Annotated in this window: 15 protein-coding genes; 5 read left to right on the plus strand and 10 right to left on the minus strand. The window is 41.1% G+C overall.

Going from position 1 to position 17688, the window contains the following annotated elements:
• Positions 1-74: 74 nt before the first annotated feature.
• The 10 genes from NA23_RS09155 to NA23_RS09200 all read right to left on the minus strand — a co-directional run bounded on the left by NA23_RS09155 (position 75) and on the right by NA23_RS09200 (position 11180).
• A complete protein-coding gene (locus NA23_RS09155) occupies positions 75-1808 on the minus strand; it encodes an ABC transporter substrate-binding protein (RefSeq protein WP_033192314.1) in 1734 nt (577 codons plus the stop codon).
• A 2-nt stretch (positions 1809-1810) separates the two neighbouring features.
• Positions 1811-2809 carry an ABC transporter ATP-binding protein gene (locus NA23_RS09160; protein WP_033192313.1) on the minus strand — a complete coding sequence of 333 codons (999 nt, stop codon included), beginning with the start codon at positions 2807-2809 and terminating at the stop codon, positions 1811-1813.
• Positions 2799-3800 carry an ABC transporter ATP-binding protein gene (locus NA23_RS09165; protein WP_033192312.1) on the minus strand — a complete coding sequence of 334 codons (1002 nt, stop codon included), beginning with the start codon at positions 3798-3800 and terminating at the stop codon, positions 2799-2801. Before NA23_RS09165 ends, NA23_RS09160 begins: the two co-directional genes overlap by 11 nt.
• A 283-nt stretch (positions 3801-4083) precedes the next feature.
• A complete protein-coding gene (locus NA23_RS09170; RefSeq protein WP_033192311.1) occupies positions 4084-4815 on the minus strand; it encodes a hypothetical protein in 732 nt (243 codons plus the stop codon).
• Between the two features lie 34 nt (positions 4816-4849).
• Positions 4850-5122 (minus strand): exodeoxyribonuclease VII, encoded by a 273-nt coding sequence (locus NA23_RS09175; protein ID WP_176759468.1) that lies wholly within the window; start codon positions 5120-5122, stop codon positions 4850-4852.
• Between the two features lie 40 nt (positions 5123-5162).
• Positions 5163-6644 (minus strand): exodeoxyribonuclease VII large subunit, encoded by a 1482-nt coding sequence (gene xseA / locus NA23_RS09180; protein WP_033192310.1) that lies wholly within the window; start codon positions 6642-6644, stop codon positions 5163-5165.
• The gene (locus tag NA23_RS09185; protein WP_033192309.1) at positions 6616-8784 is read right to left on the minus strand and encodes a TIM-barrel domain-containing protein; all 2169 of its coding nucleotides are present in this window, start codon (positions 8782-8784) and stop codon (positions 6616-6618) included. The genes xseA and NA23_RS09185 overlap by 29 nt, the downstream gene beginning before the upstream one ends.
• A 55-nt stretch (positions 8785-8839) precedes the next feature.
• Complete coding sequence (gene panC, locus NA23_RS09190; RefSeq protein ID WP_033192308.1) at positions 8840-9682, minus strand: pantoate--beta-alanine ligase; 843 nt, start codon at positions 9680-9682, stop codon at positions 8840-8842.
• A gap of 100 nt (positions 9683-9782) precedes the next feature.
• Positions 9783-10805 (minus strand): DNA-processing protein DprA, encoded by a 1023-nt coding sequence (dprA, locus tag NA23_RS09195; protein ID WP_033192307.1) that lies wholly within the window; start codon positions 10803-10805, stop codon positions 9783-9785.
• Positions 10806-10892: 87 nt separating this feature from the next.
• A complete protein-coding gene (locus NA23_RS09200; protein ID WP_033192306.1) occupies positions 10893-11180 on the minus strand; it encodes an RnfABCDGE type electron transport complex subunit B in 288 nt (95 codons plus the stop codon).
• 504 nt (positions 11181-11684) lie between these two features.
• Here NA23_RS09200 and pelG point away from each other — a divergent pair.
• From pelG to priA, 5 genes are all read left to right on the plus strand, one after another.
• Positions 11685-12467, plus strand: a complete 783-nt coding sequence (pelG, locus tag NA23_RS09205; RefSeq protein WP_236938363.1) for an exopolysaccharide Pel transporter PelG — start codon at positions 11685-11687, stop codon at positions 12465-12467.
• An 81-nt stretch (positions 12468-12548) separates the two neighbouring features.
• Positions 12549-13910 (plus strand): RNA-guided endonuclease IscB, encoded by a 1362-nt coding sequence (gene iscB / locus NA23_RS09210; protein ID WP_084384086.1) that lies wholly within the window; start codon positions 12549-12551, stop codon positions 13908-13910.
• Positions 13855-14247 carry a hypothetical protein gene (locus NA23_RS09215; RefSeq protein ID WP_203225717.1) on the plus strand — a complete coding sequence of 131 codons (393 nt, stop codon included), beginning with the start codon at positions 13855-13857 and terminating at the stop codon, positions 14245-14247. The genes iscB and NA23_RS09215 overlap by 56 nt, the downstream gene beginning before the upstream one ends.
• A 46-nt stretch (positions 14248-14293) precedes the next feature.
• Positions 14294-15181 (plus strand): methylenetetrahydrofolate reductase, encoded by an 888-nt coding sequence (locus tag NA23_RS09220; RefSeq protein WP_052107241.1) that lies wholly within the window; start codon positions 14294-14296, stop codon positions 15179-15181.
• Positions 15182-15220: 39 nt separating this feature from the next.
• Positions 15221-17563 (plus strand): replication restart helicase PriA, encoded by a 2343-nt coding sequence (priA, locus tag NA23_RS09225; protein WP_052107240.1) that lies wholly within the window; start codon positions 15221-15223, stop codon positions 17561-17563.
• Positions 17564-17688: the final 125 nt, after the last annotated feature.

The following is a 17688-nucleotide window of genomic DNA, read 5'->3' on the forward strand; positions in this document are numbered from 1 at the left end:
TTCTTACTTTCCAAAAAGCCTAAAATCTAATAATGGGCGGGCGAGGCCCGCCCTCTCAACACAATCAGCTTAAATTATTGTTCTTTCCAGAGCCAGTCAAGGTTCCATGTTGTTCCGCCAAGCATTGTTATCTTAACGTTCTTAATGGTGTTCCTCCATGCAAAGAGCCTGAGTGAGTTGACTGTGTAAATAAGTGGGAGATTTTCAGATGCGAGTTTCTGGAATTTCGCCCAGTAGTCTTTCACGACGTTGTCATCAAGTATTCTAACGTTTTCAGCAAATATCTTGTCGATTTCCTTTTCAAAGTCTGGTAGCCAATAAGCATTTGGATCAACCCAGTCTGCTACCTTCGGTGAGAGGTTCCAGAAGTGGAGTGAACCGTCAATTGCCCAAACGTTCCCACCACCCTGTGGTTCATCGGAACCTGTCAAACCAATGATGATGGCATCCCAGTCACCTACGTTGAGCATTCTGTTAACAAGTGTGTTGAAGTCGCCAGGAACGAATGTTATATCCATACCGAGTTGTTTAAGAGCTGCTGTTATGATGTTACCCATACCTTCCCTGACCGTGTTACCGGCGTTTGTTTCAATAATGAATTTAACTGGTCTACCTTTGCTGTCGATAAGTCTTCCGTTCTTGTCCCAGCTAAATCCACCAAGTCTGAGCTCTGCTCTTGCTTTGTTGAGGTCGTATGGGTATTTCACAGTAACTTTATCGTTGTAGTATGGCGATGCCATAGAAACTGGTGACCATTGTTCAACTGCAAGTCCGTTGAAGAGAGTATCTATCATCTTTTTCTTGTCCATCGCGTACGCAACTGCTTTTCTGAAGTGGACATTTCTGAACCATTCTCTCTTGGCAGCATCTTTGTTGTTCCAGTTGAATGTTATGAACTGCGTACCGTAAGCTGGACCGTATGCCAAAACCGTGATGTTGAACTTCTTTTCATTTTCTTTGAAGTAGTTGAATTCTGTTCCCCTTGGCGAGTAGATGTCAACTTCACCTTTTTCAAATGCGAGTTTCTGAGCATCTTGTGTGGAGATTATCTTGTAAACAACTTCGTTCAAGAATGGAAGTTGCACGCCGTCCTTTGTCTTTTTCCAGTAGTTTGGGTTAGCAACAAATCTGACGTACTGGTCTGGAACGTATTCAACGGGAATGAATGGCCCCAAGCCAACGATTTCTTTCTTGTTGATTGCATCGACTGTCCAGAATTCTGCAAATTTCTTTTCCTTAACCCATTTTTCTGCTATATGTTTCGGGAATATGTACATTCCACCAAGGTACCTAAGAGCAAGCCTGAATGGTTCTGGATAGTACATTCTGACGGTGTAATCGTTGATCTTCGTTGCTTTTGGTAGATAACCATTTGTGCTCTTTATAACGTCTTTAAACGAGCTTGGAATATCTGGGTTTGTGTAGATGTCGTTAAGTGTGAAGACAACGTCATCTGCTGTGAATGGTCTTCCATCACTCCACTTTACACCTTTCCTGAGGTACCAAATGATTTCCATGCCGCCATCTTTTGTTAGCCTTGGACCATCCCATTTCTCAGCAAGTGCTGGGTAGAATTTACCATCGATGGCTGACCTTTCAATAAGTGTTCCACCCCAGCTCATGAACATAGCAATAACATCCGAAGAACTTGTTTCCTTGGAAACTGTGTCGTTGACGGTCCTTGGACCGCTGAGTGTTGGAATAATGAGTGTTCCACCCTTTTTACCTGTTGCGTCATAACCAAGGTAGTTCGCAAATGCAAAGAAAACAACAAGCGTCAACAAAAGCGCTACGAGAACCTTCCTCATACCTACACCTCCCTTTTATCTACCAGGTGACAACTAACCTGGTGGTTTGAAGAAACGGATTTCATCTCTGGGTATTCTTTCTCGCATATAGGCATCCTAAATGGACACCTCGGGTGGAAGAAACAACCACTTGGCCTTGCTATCGGGCTTGGAACGTTTCCTGTAAGTATTATCCTCTTTCTCTTCTTCTCAATCGCTGGATCTGGAATTGGTGAAGCAGAGAGCAAGGCTTTTGTGTATGGGTGGACAGGATTATCGAAAACTTCGTTAACATCCCCCATCTCCACGATCTTTCCTAGGTACATAACAGCAACCTGATGGCTGATGAACCTGACAAGTGCGAGGTTGTGGGAAATAAAAACGTACGTCAGGCCAAGCTCTTCTTGGAATTTTAAAAGCAGATTCACTATCTGAGCTTGAACAGAAACGTCGAGTGCTGACGTTGGCTCATCTAAATATATAATCTCTGGATCAACACTAAGTGCCCTTGCAATAGCTATTCTTTGCTTCTGACCTCCACTGAACTGGTGTGGGTACCTGTCCATGTGAAACGGTTTTAAACCAACCATGCGTAAGAGTTCTATTGCTCTTTTGTCCGCTTCATCTTTACTGCTTGCGATCTTATGGAAGAGCATGGGTTCTGTCAAAATCTGGCCGACCGTCATCCTTGGGTTCAGCGAACCAATTGGATTCTGAAAGACTATCTGCATTTTTCTTCTGAAAGGCAGGAGTTCTTCTCTTGATAGTTTGGAAATATCTGTCCCCATAACTTCGATTTTTCCATCTGTTGGATCTATGAGCCTCAACATAACCCTCGCAGTTGTTGTTTTTCCACAGCCGGATTCACCGACAAGTGCATATGTTTCTCCTCTTTTGACTTCAAAAGAAATATCATCAACGGCCTTAACATCAGCAACGTGCTTCTTCACAAGGAAGCCTTTGTATATAGGAAAGTATTTTTTTAGGTTCTGTACTCTTATGATAACTTCATTACTTGGCATTTATATCCCCTCCGACTTCTACTGGGTTGAAGCATCTAACGAAGTGTCCAGGTTCGAGTTCTGTGAATGGTGGCAGCTCTTTTGCGCACATGTCAAGCCTTCTTGGACACCTTGGGGCAAACGGACAGACGTCGGGCACATCTATCATCCTTGGTGGCTGCCCTGGTATTGATTCAAGTTTATCCTGTTTTATATCAACCCTCGGGATGGATTTCAAGAGCATATTGGTGTATGGGTGCATCGGTTTGTGGAAGAGGTCCTCAGCCGGGGCTAATTCCATCTGTCTTCCACCGTACATGACCATGACCCTATCAGCCATAGCTGAAATAACGCCAAGGTCGTGTGTGATAAAAATCGTTCCAGTTTTCAATTCTTTTTGTAAGTCTTTCATCAATTCGAGAACTTGGGCTTGTATAGTAACATCGAGTGCTGTTGTTGGCTCGTCGGCTATGAGTATCTTTGGGTTACATGATAGTGCAATAGCTATTACCACCCTTTGCTTCATTCCGCCGCTGAATTCAAATGGGTACGAGTTCATTCTCTTTTCCGGTTCCGGGATTTGTACCTTCTTCAACATCTCAACAGCAAGTTTCCAAGCCGTTGCCCTATCTACATCTTGGTGCTGCATAATCGTTTCCATGAGCTGGTCCCCGATGGTGTAAAGTGGATTCAACGAAGTGAGCGGGTCTTGGAAAATCATGGATATCTCTTTACCTCGGATCTGTGTAAGCTCGTCTTCATCCATCTTGACGATATCTTCCTCTTTCCCACGACCCCTGTATATAATCTGACCGTTAACTATTTTTCCAGGGTGGTGGATAAGCCTCATAATACTTCGAACGGTGATACTCTTGCCAGAACCTGTTTCACCGACAATTCCAAGAACTTCGTTTTGGGACAGTTCAAACGACACATCGTTAACCGCTTTTAGTACACCTTCTTCGAGATAAAACCAAGTGCTCAAGTTTCTAACGCTGAGAATGGGGTCCAAATCTACCAGTCCTCCTTCAATGCTGTATCTTTAGAATTCGATTTACTTTTTTAATTAAGAGTTTTAGCCCTGAATTTTCTCAGTTACACTTTAGGCGACAATAATGCATGTAGAAAGTCGACTAACATGTATTATACCACAATTTGGTTGTAACTTACAAGTTTCTTAGAATTGATTTTTTAGACAAATGGGAACATTTTGCAATAGTTTTTTTCAAAAAATGGCACTTATTCTTTATCAAAAACAAGTATGCTTGTTGTCTGCTCATCTATTAGAAGAACTATTAACTTGATTTTTGTTGTGTAAGAAGCTGCACAGTTAGTGTAAGTTTTCTGAAAACATCGTCACGAATATCCCTGATATCACCAAATTTGCTACTGATTTCCTCCTCGAAGACGGGGATTCTAACAACTCCGCCAATAGTTCTTACTTCCAAGAAATACGTAGTTGCTGCATCCTCGCCTGAAAGTGTTGAAAAGAGGATTCTGTCTTGGACTACGCCTGCAGAAATAATCGATTTCAACGGCAAAATATTGTATCCAACCATATGAAAACTCTTATTGAGTATATTAAGCCTGACCTCAGTAACATAAAGTACGTTGTTAGCGGTTGAAAGTACAACGTAGTAAACAGGATAGAAATACTTTGTTACTCCGCGCCTTGATTTTGCATAGTATTCACTTTCCATCCATGGCCGGAATGAAAGAAATTCACCAAGAACAGAATGTCCCTTCTCTCTGATTTGGTTTACAACAATTGTCTTCAATTCTTCGATGTTTTTATCGTATCTGGAAGTTGGAACAAAACTAAAAAGATAAGCGATGATTTCAAAAATACCGGACGCAATTAAGATGATGCTGAGACCTATTCTCGTAAAATCAACGATCGTCATGTAGTCTTTGAGTATCGATACAAAAGAAAAATCCAAGTAAAGAAGAGCAACCCCCACAGCAAGCGTTAAAGCGTAACCAATTGGGAACTTTTTGAAGAAACTCTTGTCCGTCTTTTCGAGCATATGTATCCCCCTACTTTTAGTTTTTTCGGCTTGTTTACTCTTCTACATTCTTCAAAAATTCTTCGTACTTTCTATCGATTTCTTCTTTCTGTTTTTTGATCGTTATAAGCTTTTCCCTGGCTTTCGTGAGTAGAAGTATGGCCTTCGCGTAAAGTTCTATCTGTTTTTCAATATCGAGTTCTGAAGAGATAAAGTAGTTCTTAATTGTATCAATAAGTTCCATGAGTTCTTTGAAAGTGAGTTTGTTGATCTCTTCTTCAGCCAACGATAATATTTTTTCAATGTCGTACGTTTCCGCTACTTTCATGTTTATATGCCCTCCTAACAAAGTTTTGGGATTTAAAATATCAAATCACTCTTGAAGTTACCTGACCATCTACAAAATTGACCTTCACAATGTCTTTACTTTTTATTTGCTTAACGCTGCTAACTATCTCGCCATCTTTTGTAACTAACGCTCCACCTACAGACAGTGCTCTCAAAGGGCCTCCCATAGTCTCAAGCTCCGCTCTAACTCCTTCCGTTTTGTTGTAAAAAGCTATGTAGCTTTTGTCCATAAGGGTAGATATGTTTTCAAAGGTTTTCACTTCGTTAATCTTTCTTTCTAAGTTCACTGTTAGTTGTTTGCTAATCGTACTAAACGAATTGTCTACAAATTGCCCAAATTCAGAGAGTCTCGAGTCCAAGTTCCTCGAAACATTGGTTGCAAATTCTACTGAAAGCCTCTTCTCCAAGTCGGAGATATTTATCTTGCTTACAAAATACTTAGCGTATTCTTTTATATCACGAACCGATCTTACTAAATTATTTTTGAAAGAATCACTCAGGAAACCAAACGTTCCAGACTGCAACTTGCTTTCTGTTATATCAACAATAGCTCCCAGTTTTTGACTTAGTTCGTTATAACTCCTCTCCATGTTGTCAATGTAAGTTTTCAACTGGTTGGAAATTTCTTTTGCAACAGCTGTCGGAGTTGGGAAGCGTCTCCAGGCAACGTAATCGGCAACAGTCTCGTCCTTTTCATGCCCAATTCCTGTTAAGACAGGTATGTACTTGTTCATGTACGCTATTCGAACAGCGAGTTCGTAGTCGTCGAAGAACATCAAGTCACTTGGTCCCCCACCACCTCTGATTATCGCTATCACATCGTACCTCACGTTGTTGGTCCTACAGAAAAGCTCGATCCTGTTCATCGCTGCAATGACTTCCTGCGCTGTCGATACACCTTGCATTGAAGATTCGTAAAGGTGTATCACAGGCCGATAGGTTTCTGGAACCAAAAGGTTCGAAAGAAAGTCGAAGTACCCCTGAGCGGTTTTTGAAGTAATCACAGCAATCAATTTGATGGGTTCGAGTTCTGAAAGTTCGTGAGTCACTTCCATGAGCAATCCTTGCTTTCTCAACTCTTCTCTTATCTTTTGTCTTCTTCTTAATATATCCGACTCACCTTGCGGTGCAATGGAATCAGCCCAAAAGCTGAACTGAAACCTGTCTGGATAAAAAGAAAGCCTGCCTTGGAACTCCCATTTTTTGTGCTCCAAATCGTTTATACTTTTAACTCCAAAAGCATAAAGGTATGACATTATGCCTTTCAAAAGGTGTTTCCATACAACAACGGTGAGCTCAAACTTCTTCCCATCTTCACCTTCTTGTGAAACAGTGATATACAAAGTACCATTGTACGGTTTCACCTTTACAACATCGGCAACGAATCTGTACCTTTGCGAAAGAATGTTCGTTTCTTTGAGCCTGCTATGGATATATTCAACAAAATCCCTAAGTGTTTCGAAATTCAAAGATTCATTGGATTGGAATCTTAAGTTCTCCATCGCTTCCCACCACGACACTCAACTTTTTCATCTGTCCTTTGGAATCCAAGATTTCAAATTTCCACTCACGTTCTCTTGTCACGTACTTACTATTCAAGGTCTTGACTTCTACATATCCTTCCTTCACTGTGACCTGTTTTAAGTTATAGACACCTTTCTTGTAATCAAACGTGCTACCATCATCTTCGTAGAGGTATCCAGTTACCTTTGCGCGCTCCGATGTCCTGAAAACTTTCCAGACTATCTTATCCACTTTAGATAAGTCAACGTACTGCGTTGGTTCAATCGTAGGAATGGCTGAATTCACTATTTGAAACGCCGGTATATATTCAATAGGAGTATCTACAACATTCCAACCCTTTTTGTAGACTTTGTTATCGAAAATTCCTATACTTGTTTTTGGTAACCAAACGACACGCTTTTGAACGTTTGGTCTGTACACTGGAGCAACCAAGATGCTATCATCAAATAGGTACTCATCCTCTATTCCGAACGACTCTGGTTGTTCAAAATCGTAGAACAGAGGTCTCATGAGTGGTTTGTCTTTAAGAACACCAATCATGTACTGTGTGTAGATGTACGGAATCAGCCTATATCTCCAGTTTATTACTTCTTTGAGAATTGATTCGGTTTCAGGTCCAAATTCCCAAGGTTCTTGCCTTCTTGTTCCGATAGCTGAGTGATTTCTGAACATCGGCGTGAACAAACCGAATTGCATGAATCTGATAAGCAATTGTGCATTCACATCCCCACCAAAACCACCAACATCACATCCGCTATAAAACACGCCAGCAAGGCTTAGAGAATTGAGCCTCACTATTTCCTGAAGGATGTGTTCCCACCAACTGTGGTTATCTCCAGTCCACACTCCTCCAAATCTCTGGATACCGGAGTAAGCTGAGCGTGTTAATAAGAAAGGCCTTTTGTTTTCTTTTTGAAGCATTTCGGACGTAGCACGCACCATGTTGAGACCGTACACATTTTTCACTTTCCAGTGCGGAGTTCCATCAAGGTGTACAATGTCATCGCCATGTCCCCTGCGCCCTATTTCACCTATTGTTCCCAGTAAACCAGCAAGGTTGATGCCGTCCTCTAACTTCGCTTCTTTCAGTTTTTCTCTGGCCTCTTGTAAATCCTTTTCCGTTGCGAATATCGCAATTTCGTTCATATCGTTCCAAAAACCATCTACGCCATCGTCCAAGTATTTCTTTGCATTCTTTGCCCACCAATTTCGAACGTTCTTATTTAAAAAGTCAGGGAACCTAACCCTACCAGGCCAAACCGCACCTTCAAAATCTTTCCCCGAAGGATCCTTTAAAAAGTACTTGTTCTTTCCTTCTTCGAACACAAAATACCCTTCTTCCACCCTCACTCCGGGATCGAGGATCGATACCACCTTAAATCCGTCTTTGTGTAGTGATTCTAGCATCTTTTTGTAATTTGGGAAGTTCTTTTTGTTCCAAGTGAACACTTTGTACTTTTCCATATAGTCTATATCAAGATAAATCACGTCGCAAGGGATTTTTTTCGCTCTAAACTTCCGAGCGATATCTAAAACTTCCTTTTCACTGAAGTAGCTCCATCTGGATTGCTGGTAACCGAAAGCCCAAACCGGGAAGGCTATATTCTTTCCGGTCAATTTAAGATACTGCTCCACGATTTTTCTCACTGAATTTTCGATAATTATGTACTGAACAAACCCCTTACCTTTTGATCTGAAGGTTAGAGTATTATCGTTATTCGAGTTTACGTCTATTTCTAAATATCCCGGGAAGTCCGTGAAACAGCCATATTTGGTTTTCAGATCCTTTGAGACGTATATATAAAACGGGAAGGATTTGTAAAGAGGGTCTGCACTCGGATGGTGTGTGAAATTATCGGTATTCCAGAACGTGTACTTGCGCCCATTCCTATCAAGGGGACCGACCTTATCACCAAATCCGAAGAAGTACCCGTCTGAGTCGTACTGCCTTTTTAGAACAAAAAATACCTGACTGTTGTACTCTTCAATTTGTGCTTGAAAATCTCTGAATAATGAAATAAATTCATCGGATTTTGACAAAGGTATTTTGTTAGTGAACCTACTCAGCACCGCACCACTTTCGATGTCTGGTTCTCCGTATACGAGTTTGTATATCAATTTCAAAACCTCCCACTTTTCGTCTGTTTACCTGATGCCTTATATTCCCCGATACTCAAACCTCAAAAATCATGTTGTCTATCAACCTTGCCTTACCAACAAAAACGGCAAGTGCCACAATTACTTTTTTCTCTATTCTTTCAACAGGTCGCAAAGTCTCTTCATCGACTATTTCCACATAGTCAACCTTTAACAGCGGGTGGTCAAGGATACAGAGCATTTCACTCTTGATTTTTTGCACGTCGCGTTCTCCAGATTCAATAAGCTCTTTTGCTTTCAAAAGCGATTTGTACAGTCTTGTTGCTTCTTTTCTTTCCTCAGGATTCAGGTACACATTCCTTGAAGACATAGCCAACCCATCTTCTTCTCGAACAATGGGCATCTCTACCATTTCAACATCCATATTCAGATCCCGAACCATCCTTCTCAAAACCCTGAACTGCTGGGCATCTTTTTGCCCGAAATAAGCCCTTGTTGGCTTAACTATATTGAAGAGCTTTGTCACAACGGTGCACACACCTCTGAAATGCCCGGGTCTGCTTGCACCACAGAGGTACTTTGAAAGCTCAATTTCTTCAACGTACGTTGAATACATGGGTGGATACATTTCTTCAACAGCTGGATTGAACACATAGTCTACACCTAGTGGTTCCAATAACCTCAAGTCCCTTTCAAGGTCTCGAGGATACCTATTGTAATCTTCGTTTGGACCGAATTGAGTAGGATTAACAAAGATGCTTACAACTACAACGTCATTTTCTTTACGAGCAGCTTCGACCAAGCTTAAATGTCCCTTGTGTAAATAACCCATTGTTGGAACAAAGCCTATGCTCTTTCCTTCTTCAAGTAGTTCTTTTGTTATTCTCTTCATTTCTGCTACAGTGTGAACAAGGCGCATTTTTTCGCCTCCTTTCTGAATCCTAACACGTCACGCAGCACGTATCTGTATCACAGTCCGCAAGTGCCTACCGCACAACACACATAGCCCGATCTACTCATTAAATCTGTATAGACTTTGAGTACGTATTGCGTTCTGTTCGGTAAACAAGGCCTTTGAGTTCCAAGGTAGTCAAAACCAGCATAACATGTGAAAGGGGTACATTTAACCTTTCCGAAATATCTTCTATTGTCGTTTCATCATCAAGAACGTTAAGAACTTGCGTTTCATCATCGGTCAGTTCGGCTATTATCCTGTGTTCCTTAAATCCGTAGTATTCAAGTATATCATTTGGATCCGTCACAAGAAATGCACCACTTTTGATCAAGTAATTCGTTCCATGAGAAGTTGTTCTAAAGATGTCGCCCGGAACTGCGAAAATGTCTCTGCCTTGTTCGAGTGCGTACTTTGCTGTGATAAGCGCTCCACTATCTATTCCCGCTTCTGTGACCAGAACACCTGCAGAAAGTCCAGATATTATCCTGTTTCTTTCAACAAAAGTGAACTTCTGTGGTGTTTGCCATGGTAAATACTCGCTAACTACACAACCATTCTCAATTATCTGCTCGTAGAGTACCTTATTCGATTTCGGATAAACAACATCAACACCGCAACCGAGCACAGCAATGGTAGGCTTGTTCGACTTTAGAGCACTTGAGTGTGCTATCGTATCAACACCGTAAGCCATACCACTAACGATTACAAAATGTTTAGAGAGCTCGCTGGAAAATTTTTCGGTCACCTGCTTCCCGTAGTTGGTCATCCTGCGTGTTCCGACAACTGCAAAAAGGTTATACGCTAAATATTCCCATTTACCTTTAACAAATAAACATACCGGTGGGTCCGGTATGTTCTTGAGCAAATCTGGATATTCATCATCCCAGTAAGTCATCAGCCTAACGTCCGATTTTTTCAGGTAACTTTTCAATTTCCCTACCAAGTCGAGTAAAACAGAGGAAGAGTTTGCCGACTCTTCGAAAAGTTTTGTGTCGTATTGCAGGTATTCTTCTATCTCGGATACTTTTTTTCTAAATACTTTCGAGAACGCAACAATATTTACCGAAGTATCAAAATCTAGCCGCATTCCCTATCCCCCGAGTTATCCACGCGTTACTAAAACGCGTTACTAAAATAAGTAGAAATTAAACTCATCTTAAAATACAGAAGCATACTAATTGCCATTGGCACGCTGGCTAAGTATCTCTTTAATTCTTTCTTCCACACCTGATTTTTTACCTGGCAAACATTTATCTGGTTTGTCACCTTTCACTATGGCTTTTGCATATCCTTCACATCCAGGGTAGCCACAAGCACCGCAATTTATCCCTGGCAACGCTTCTAAAATAAGCTTGACCGTTGGGTCTTCTTCAACTTTGAACTTCTCTGAAACGTACGACAGAAACAAACCGAATGCAAAACCGAGTCCTCCAAGCAGGACTGCTGAGTAAACAACCACCACACCGTTCACCTCCGAAAGTATGTGAAATAAAAATCATAACCATTCAAAAATGAAAGAAAAACAAGAAAATTAATGAAAGCGCCACACAAACCAAATATTAAATACAAGCTCGTTGTTTTATATTATTATACACCAAAACGATACGTGATGCAAATCTGAGCTAAGTACTATTTCTTTTCTTCTTTCTTTGCTTTATATATTTACGGATTCAATGCCCTCGTACGCTCTAACTTCCCAGTGAAGCTGCAAAATATCCAAGTGTTTAGTGATGAGCTAAACACAAATTTGAGCCAATCGTATCATTTCATTAACACTTGGATACTTGAAACTTTACGTTGGATATAGCAAAATATATGTGCAGCGACCCCCCTATCCCCCCTTGGAAGAGTTGAAAAACTTTTTCAAGACCCCCCGGATTGATAGACCGGGGGTATTTTTTTATTTCACTCTCCTGTGTGGTATAATTTCTTTGTGTTGGTCAAATAACATTGGAAAGGTGTTAATATGGCGGGGATAGGTTTCGAACTCAACAAATTACTGAGCAGGAATTCGTTCTTCTCTGACATATTTGGTTTTTTCTATTCAGCAAATGTAAGTGCTGGACCTTGGATAATGTCCTCAATTACTCTTGTTGTCATACAATTACTCATCCCTCAAAACGAAATCCCATTCTTCATCTCTGCAATTATATACACGTTCATTTTCTCCACAATACTCTTTGGAAGCGTATCCACTTCTGTAACAAGGTATCTGGCCGACTTGATATACAAAAAGGAATTTGAAAAGATTTACGAACTGTACGTTTCATCTCTGACGTATGCGGTTATTTCCTCTGCAACTTTCTTACTTGTTTTTTTCTTGCTCAACAAAATCACTGAGATTTGGAAGATATTTCTTTTTTCTTACTCTTTAACTGTTCTGACTATCATCTGGGTCCAAGTCATTTTCATAACAACGATAAGGGTTTTTACCCCTGTTGTCGTAAGTTTTCTCGTTGGTAGCTTACTAAGTTTACTGGGAAGTGTTTACCTTTTTAGGCTGAAAGGTGAATACTTTGCTTATCTGGGCTACAACTTAGGATTGATGTTAATAGCCTCTATGCTGCAGCCGTTTGTAAAACGCTACTTGTTTGTCAAAAATCCTGTCAACCACCCACCACTGAAGTGGCGGGCTTGTAAAAAGCCCTGGTTGACTACCCTCAGCCTTTCGGCTACGTTAGGCTGGTCATGGCACCATGGAATGCTGCTCAAGTTCCATGCTCTGCCGTCTGCCATTAAACAGTCCTGATGGGTAGGGACAGTGTGGCAAGACGTTAAAGCCAGCCTAACTTTGGGGATGAGCACCTAACTCCGATAGGAGGCTTACCGCATGGTATTCGTGATTTCAAAAGACGGAAAACCACTCATGCCAACCAAAAGACACGGTAGGGTTAGAAGACTATTAAGGCAGGGCCTGGCAAAGGTAGTGAACAGAGAACCATTTACCATCCAGCTTTTGTACGAAACAACAAACTACACACAACCTGTTACCGTTGGAATAGACATAGGCTCTAAGATTGTAGGCATATCTGCTGTCACAGACAAAATGGAAATATTCTCTGCAGAAATCCAGCTCAGGCAAGACATCAGTAAATTATTGCCTGAGCGCAGGCAGCATAGAAGGTTCAGAAGATACAGAAAAACAAGATATCGCAAACCCAGATTTCTAAACAGACGAAAGGAAAATGGTTGGTTGCCTCCAAGTTTGCAGTGGAAGGTAGATGCGCACGTCAGGATAGTAAACAAGCTCAGCAAAATAATACCGATAACAAAAGTCGTTGTGGAAGTTGCACCATTTGATATTCAGAAAGTATTAAATCCAGACATAGAAGCAAAAGACTATCAAAACGGTCCGCAGAAAGGATTTGCTGATGTGAGAGAGTACTGCCTTTGGAGAGCTGGATATAAATCTGAGCTATCTGGAAAAACAGGGGTGTTAGAAGTCCACCATATCATTCCAAGAAGCAAAGGTGGCACTGATACACCAAGCAACTTAATAGTGCTAACGGTGGAAGAACACAAGATGCTGCACGAAGGCAAGATAAAGATACCTAAATCTAGATTAGAACAAGTAAAGGTGCTTAAGGATGCAGCTCACGTTTCAGCAATTGGATGGTACATAGTTAACAAACTAAAGCAAAACTATCAAGTAGCAATTACTTATGGTAGCATTACGAAAGCAAGACGTGCCACGTATGGGCTTGAGAAGTCGCACAGAGATGACGCATTTGTAATAGCTGGTGGGAATATTCAAGAAAGAGCAAACGAGTGGTATTTTGGTAAACTCTTGAGAAGGCAAAACAGGTCGCTGCATAAAGCTAACCCAATTAAAGGTGGCAAACGGCCATTAAACACAATAAAACAAGTGAAGGGGTTTAGAAGGTTTGATAGAGTTGAGTGTGAAGGCAAAATAGGAATCATATCAGGTTTAAGGAGTAGCGGATACTTTTCGATAAGTAGTCTTAATGGAGAAAAAATAAGCGATAGCGTAAAGTATACAAAGTTAAGGCTACTTGAGAGAGCCAAGACACTGATGTTCGAAAGGAGGGAAAGGGCTACTTGTTCATGGCTGAAGCCACGTGTGTCCGTAGCCAGACGTTATGAAATACCTCAGAATTTTGCAAAAAGATCCACACATGGACGTAGCACTTTACGTAGGTCAAGCGCTCGAAGATATAGAAAACTATTTTGAAGAAAAGATTGCGAAATCCAAATCCGCGTACGATATAGAATCTTGTCTGATAATTTACAACTACCTAAGAACAGGTATTCCAAAAGGTGTTGTTAGAAAAGATCTGGAGGAACTTCTACGAAAGAAAATGGAAAACATAAGCGATCGGTTAGCTGAGTACTATGAAATCATGTATTATTTAACAAGCGACGAAAACTATTTTGTCAAAGGCTATGAAAAAACAAAAGACCCAAGGCTTTTGAGAAAATACCTTTTAGAAAAGCTTAGAAAAAGGGAATATTCTATCGTTAAAGCGTACCTTTCGGAATCAACCAGAAAACTCGTCTGCGAAGGGTAAGATGCGCCGTTTCCACCATCTTTCAGTATACAGGGAGGTGCTCCCAATGAATGAAATAAATAGAGAAGATTTTTTTGAAAATCGTTTTATCTTAGAAACACTCCCGCCGAGGGGAACGAACCCCGATAAGTACATCGCATTTTGCAAAGAAGCTGTGGATTACGGTGCACAAGTGATCGCAGTTACAGACCTACCAATGGGCAGTGCGAGGGTCTCGCCTATAGCACCTGCACACATGCTATCGGAATTGGGTTTCAATGTGTTAATGCATTTTTCAAGGACTACGAGAAATGCGATTCGAATAGAAGGAGACTTAATTGCTGCCCACATGCTTGGGATTAAGAACCTCTTGATTCTTTCAGGTGATGATCCAAGGGTTGGAACCTACCCGTTCTCATCGAGTATTGAAGACTTCAGCATATACGACGTGTTCAAATTAACTAAATTGCTCAACGAAAAGGGAGAAGACCTTGCAGGATTGAAGATCTATGGTTCTTTTTCATTTAACCCGGGTGGTGTTTTCAGTCCATTTGAAAAAGACTTGAACCAAACATTGGAAAGAATGGAGCTTAAAATACAAAACGGTTGCAGCTTCTTCGTCTCGCAACCCATTTTCAACGCCGATACTATAATCAAATTCCTCGAAAAGTCTGAAGCTGAGGAAATCTTTAAGAAAACCAAAATCTACATCGCCCTAATGGTCTTTGAATCGTTCCAGCAACTCGAACACTTCTCAAAGGTCCCAGGTGTCTACGTTCCGAAGGAATACTTCAGGCAAAAAGATGATTCGCACTTGGAAGAGTACTCAAAACACCAGTGTGTTTCCATTATCGAAAAACTTGCCCCATACGTTCATGGCTTTTATCTCACCTCAACAACAAGAAAGATGGAAACGATAAAAGTCGTCTCAGATGCTGTAATGTCGCAATATTAAGGACCAGAAGAGAGTGGAATAAAGAAGGAGTAGATACGAATGTACTACGCAGTGGCAATATCCAACTACTCTGAGAACAAACTCTTCGTATATGCCTCTTCAGAAGATATAGCCCTTGGTGAAAGGGTTGTTGTACCTTTTAGAAATAAAAAAAACCTAGCGTATGTAGTTCAGAAATTTGAAGGTATCGAAGAAATAACAGAAAGCAATTTAGAAGAACTTATAGACTTGGAAAGAACACACGTTGTTCCGTCCAAAATTCCCAAAATAACTGAACGATGTGATTACATCTCCTTCATCGACAATCAGCGCACAGCTACTTTTGTCAACTGCGCTCTGGGTTTAGGATATCCCATTGGTCGTCTATTCGACTTATCCTTCCCCCCTAGCTTTGACAAGTATTTCTCTCTTTTCGTCGAAAGCAACAGTCCACTGATCAACATACCTAAGATGAGATACGACGATTTCAAGAAAATGAGTAAAGCCAAAGAATACATCGAAAGCGGACTGGTCAGGATATACCGTGATTTTGAGTCTAAAAAACCCAGACCAAGAAGTAAGGAAGAATATGTGAGAATTATTATTCCGCCAGACGAATTGCCAAGACTTCGCCTGACGTCAAAACAATCGATAGTGGTCAATTATTTGCTTTTAAAAGGCACTGCAAAAGTTGATGAATTGCTCAACGATTTGGAAGATGAAAATGTCGAGAGGAGTGTTTTGGTACAACTGAAAAACAAGGGCATTGTTAAGATAAACGATGAACCAATCGCTGATGAAGAAAGCGGACAGTTGGTCAGAAAATTGACAGAAGAACAATCAAAGATTGTAAAGAGCATTTTAGAGGAAATTGATGGCATTACCATGCGTTCAGAAAGCCTAAAACACATGGTTTTCGGACCAACAGGAAGTGGAAAAACGGAAGTTTATTTGGATGTGATCAAACATGCTCTGAACTTTGGTAGTGTGATCTATCTAGTTCCGGAGATTTCACTAACCGAACAAACCATTGCAAGACTAAGGAAACACTTTCCAGATGTTCCGATAGGAGTTTACCACAGCTATCAAACGGATGCGAAGAGGGTAGAAATTTGGGCTAAGGCGGTAAAAGGCGAGCTCGGTATCCTCGTTGGTCCCAGAAGTGCGTTTTTTGTTCCAATGAGAAATTTGAAACTCGTCATAGTTGACGAAGAACACGACGAAGGTTATTACAACAACAGCGAACCTTTTTACGATGTCAGAAAACTGCTCCAGTATTTTCCAATCCCAGTTATATTTGGCTCTGCAACTCCTCACCTTGAGACATACAAACTTGCAAAAGATGGTATCTACCAATTCCATGTGCTAACAAAAAGGTTCAACGTAGAACTACCTGAAGTTGAAATCATCGACATGAGAAAAGAGAAGAAATCGACACCATCTATATCGAAAACGTTGCGCGAAGAGATCGAAAGCGTTTTGAACGACGGTATGTCTGCCTTAATATTCACACGAAGGAAGGGGTTTTCAAGGGTCCAATGTGCTGTATGTGGTTACATAGCAAAGTGCGATAACTGTGACGTATCGATGACGTACCACTCAGATGCGGGAAAACTAAAATGCCATATATGTGGTTCAGAAAAACCTGTTCCGAGCGTGTGCCCTGTCTGTGGTTCGCAAGTATTCACCGATAAAGGTACCGGGACCGAAAAGGTCGAAAGAGAACTCAGAGAACTCTTCCCGGGGAAAAACATCGGTCGCATAGATGCAGAAATAATCGATACACCTGAGAAATTGAAAAAGGTTCTGGAAGACCTCCGAGAAGGAAAGTTGGAAATCGTTACGGGAACGAAGATGATAACAAAGGGGCTTGACATCTACCGCATAGGTCTTGTCGGAATCATCGACGTCGATGCACTGATATTTTATCCTGATATAAATGCGCCTTTGCGAACATTTCAACTACTTGTCCAAGTAATCGGCAGAGCAGGAAGAAAACAAAAAGGGAAAGCGGTTATACAAACCTACGATCCGAGCAATCCGGTCATCATTTACGCGAGTGCGCAAGACGTTACGGGATATTACGAACGAGAATTGGCGCTAAGAAAAGAACTAAGCTATCCACCTTTTGCCGATGTCGTTCATGTCATGTACTCAAACCAGTCGGAAGAAATAGCCAGAGAAACGATAGATGCTGTCTACAAAGATATTTCAAATGCTGAAGGACTGTATATTGAAATACTTGGTCCATCGGAACATCCGATATTTAAAGTGGCGAATAAATATCGCTACCAGTTTTTTGTCAAAACTGTGCATTCGTCAAGAATAGTCCGGTTACTGAACGAAATTAAGACCAAATACCCAGGTGATTGGATTGTAAGGCTCAATCCTCCGGAAATTTAATCGAACCAATGTCGAAAGGGAATGCCTGAATTAAATCAAAAAGCCGCCCTTCTCGAAGGCGGCTTTTTCCTTCACTTTCTTGATTTGCTCAAAATCGTCCCAACTGAAATCGCGGTCAGGATAAT

Source organism: Fervidobacterium islandicum, assembly GCF_000767275.3.
In the GTDB taxonomy this organism is placed as follows: domain Bacteria; phylum Thermotogota; class Thermotogae; order Thermotogales; family Fervidobacteriaceae; genus Fervidobacterium; species Fervidobacterium islandicum.

What these genes read in the sequence shown, in the direction of transcription:
- NA23_RS09155 (WP_033192314.1), bottom strand. Translation starts at nt 1,808, where the DNA reads ATGAGGAAGGTTCTCGTAGCGCTTTTGTTGACGCTTGTTGTTTTCTTT.
- NA23_RS09160 (WP_033192313.1), bottom strand. Translation starts at nt 2,809, where the DNA reads ATGCCAAGTAATGAAGTTATCATAAGAGTACAGAACCTAAAAAAATAC.
- NA23_RS09170 (WP_033192311.1), bottom strand. Translation starts at nt 4,815, where the DNA reads ATGCTCGAAAAGACGGACAAGAGTTTCTTCAAAAAGTTCCCAATTGGT.
- NA23_RS09175 (WP_176759468.1), bottom strand. Translation starts at nt 5,122, where the DNA reads ATGAAAGTAGCGGAAACGTACGACATTGAAAAAATATTATCGTTGGCT.
- xseA (WP_033192310.1), bottom strand. Translation starts at nt 6,644, where the DNA reads ATGGAGAACTTAAGATTCCAATCCAATGAATCTTTGAATTTCGAAACA.
- panC (WP_033192308.1), bottom strand. Translation starts at nt 9,682, where the DNA reads ATGCGCCTTGTTCACACTGTAGCAGAAATGAAGAGAATAACAAAAGAA.
- dprA (WP_033192307.1), bottom strand. Translation starts at nt 10,805, where the DNA reads ATGCGGCTAGATTTTGATACTTCGGTAAATATTGTTGCGTTCTCGAAA.
- pelG (WP_236938363.1), top strand. Translation starts at nt 11,685, where the DNA reads ATGGCGGGGATAGGTTTCGAACTCAACAAATTACTGAGCAGGAATTCG.
- iscB (WP_084384086.1), top strand. Translation starts at nt 12,549, where the DNA reads ATGGTATTCGTGATTTCAAAAGACGGAAAACCACTCATGCCAACCAAA.
- NA23_RS09215 (WP_203225717.1), top strand. Translation starts at nt 13,855, where the DNA reads ATGGACGTAGCACTTTACGTAGGTCAAGCGCTCGAAGATATAGAAAAC.
- NA23_RS09220 (WP_052107241.1), top strand. Translation starts at nt 14,294, where the DNA reads ATGAATGAAATAAATAGAGAAGATTTTTTTGAAAATCGTTTTATCTTA.
- priA (WP_052107240.1), top strand. Translation starts at nt 15,221, where the DNA reads ATGTACTACGCAGTGGCAATATCCAACTACTCTGAGAACAAACTCTTC.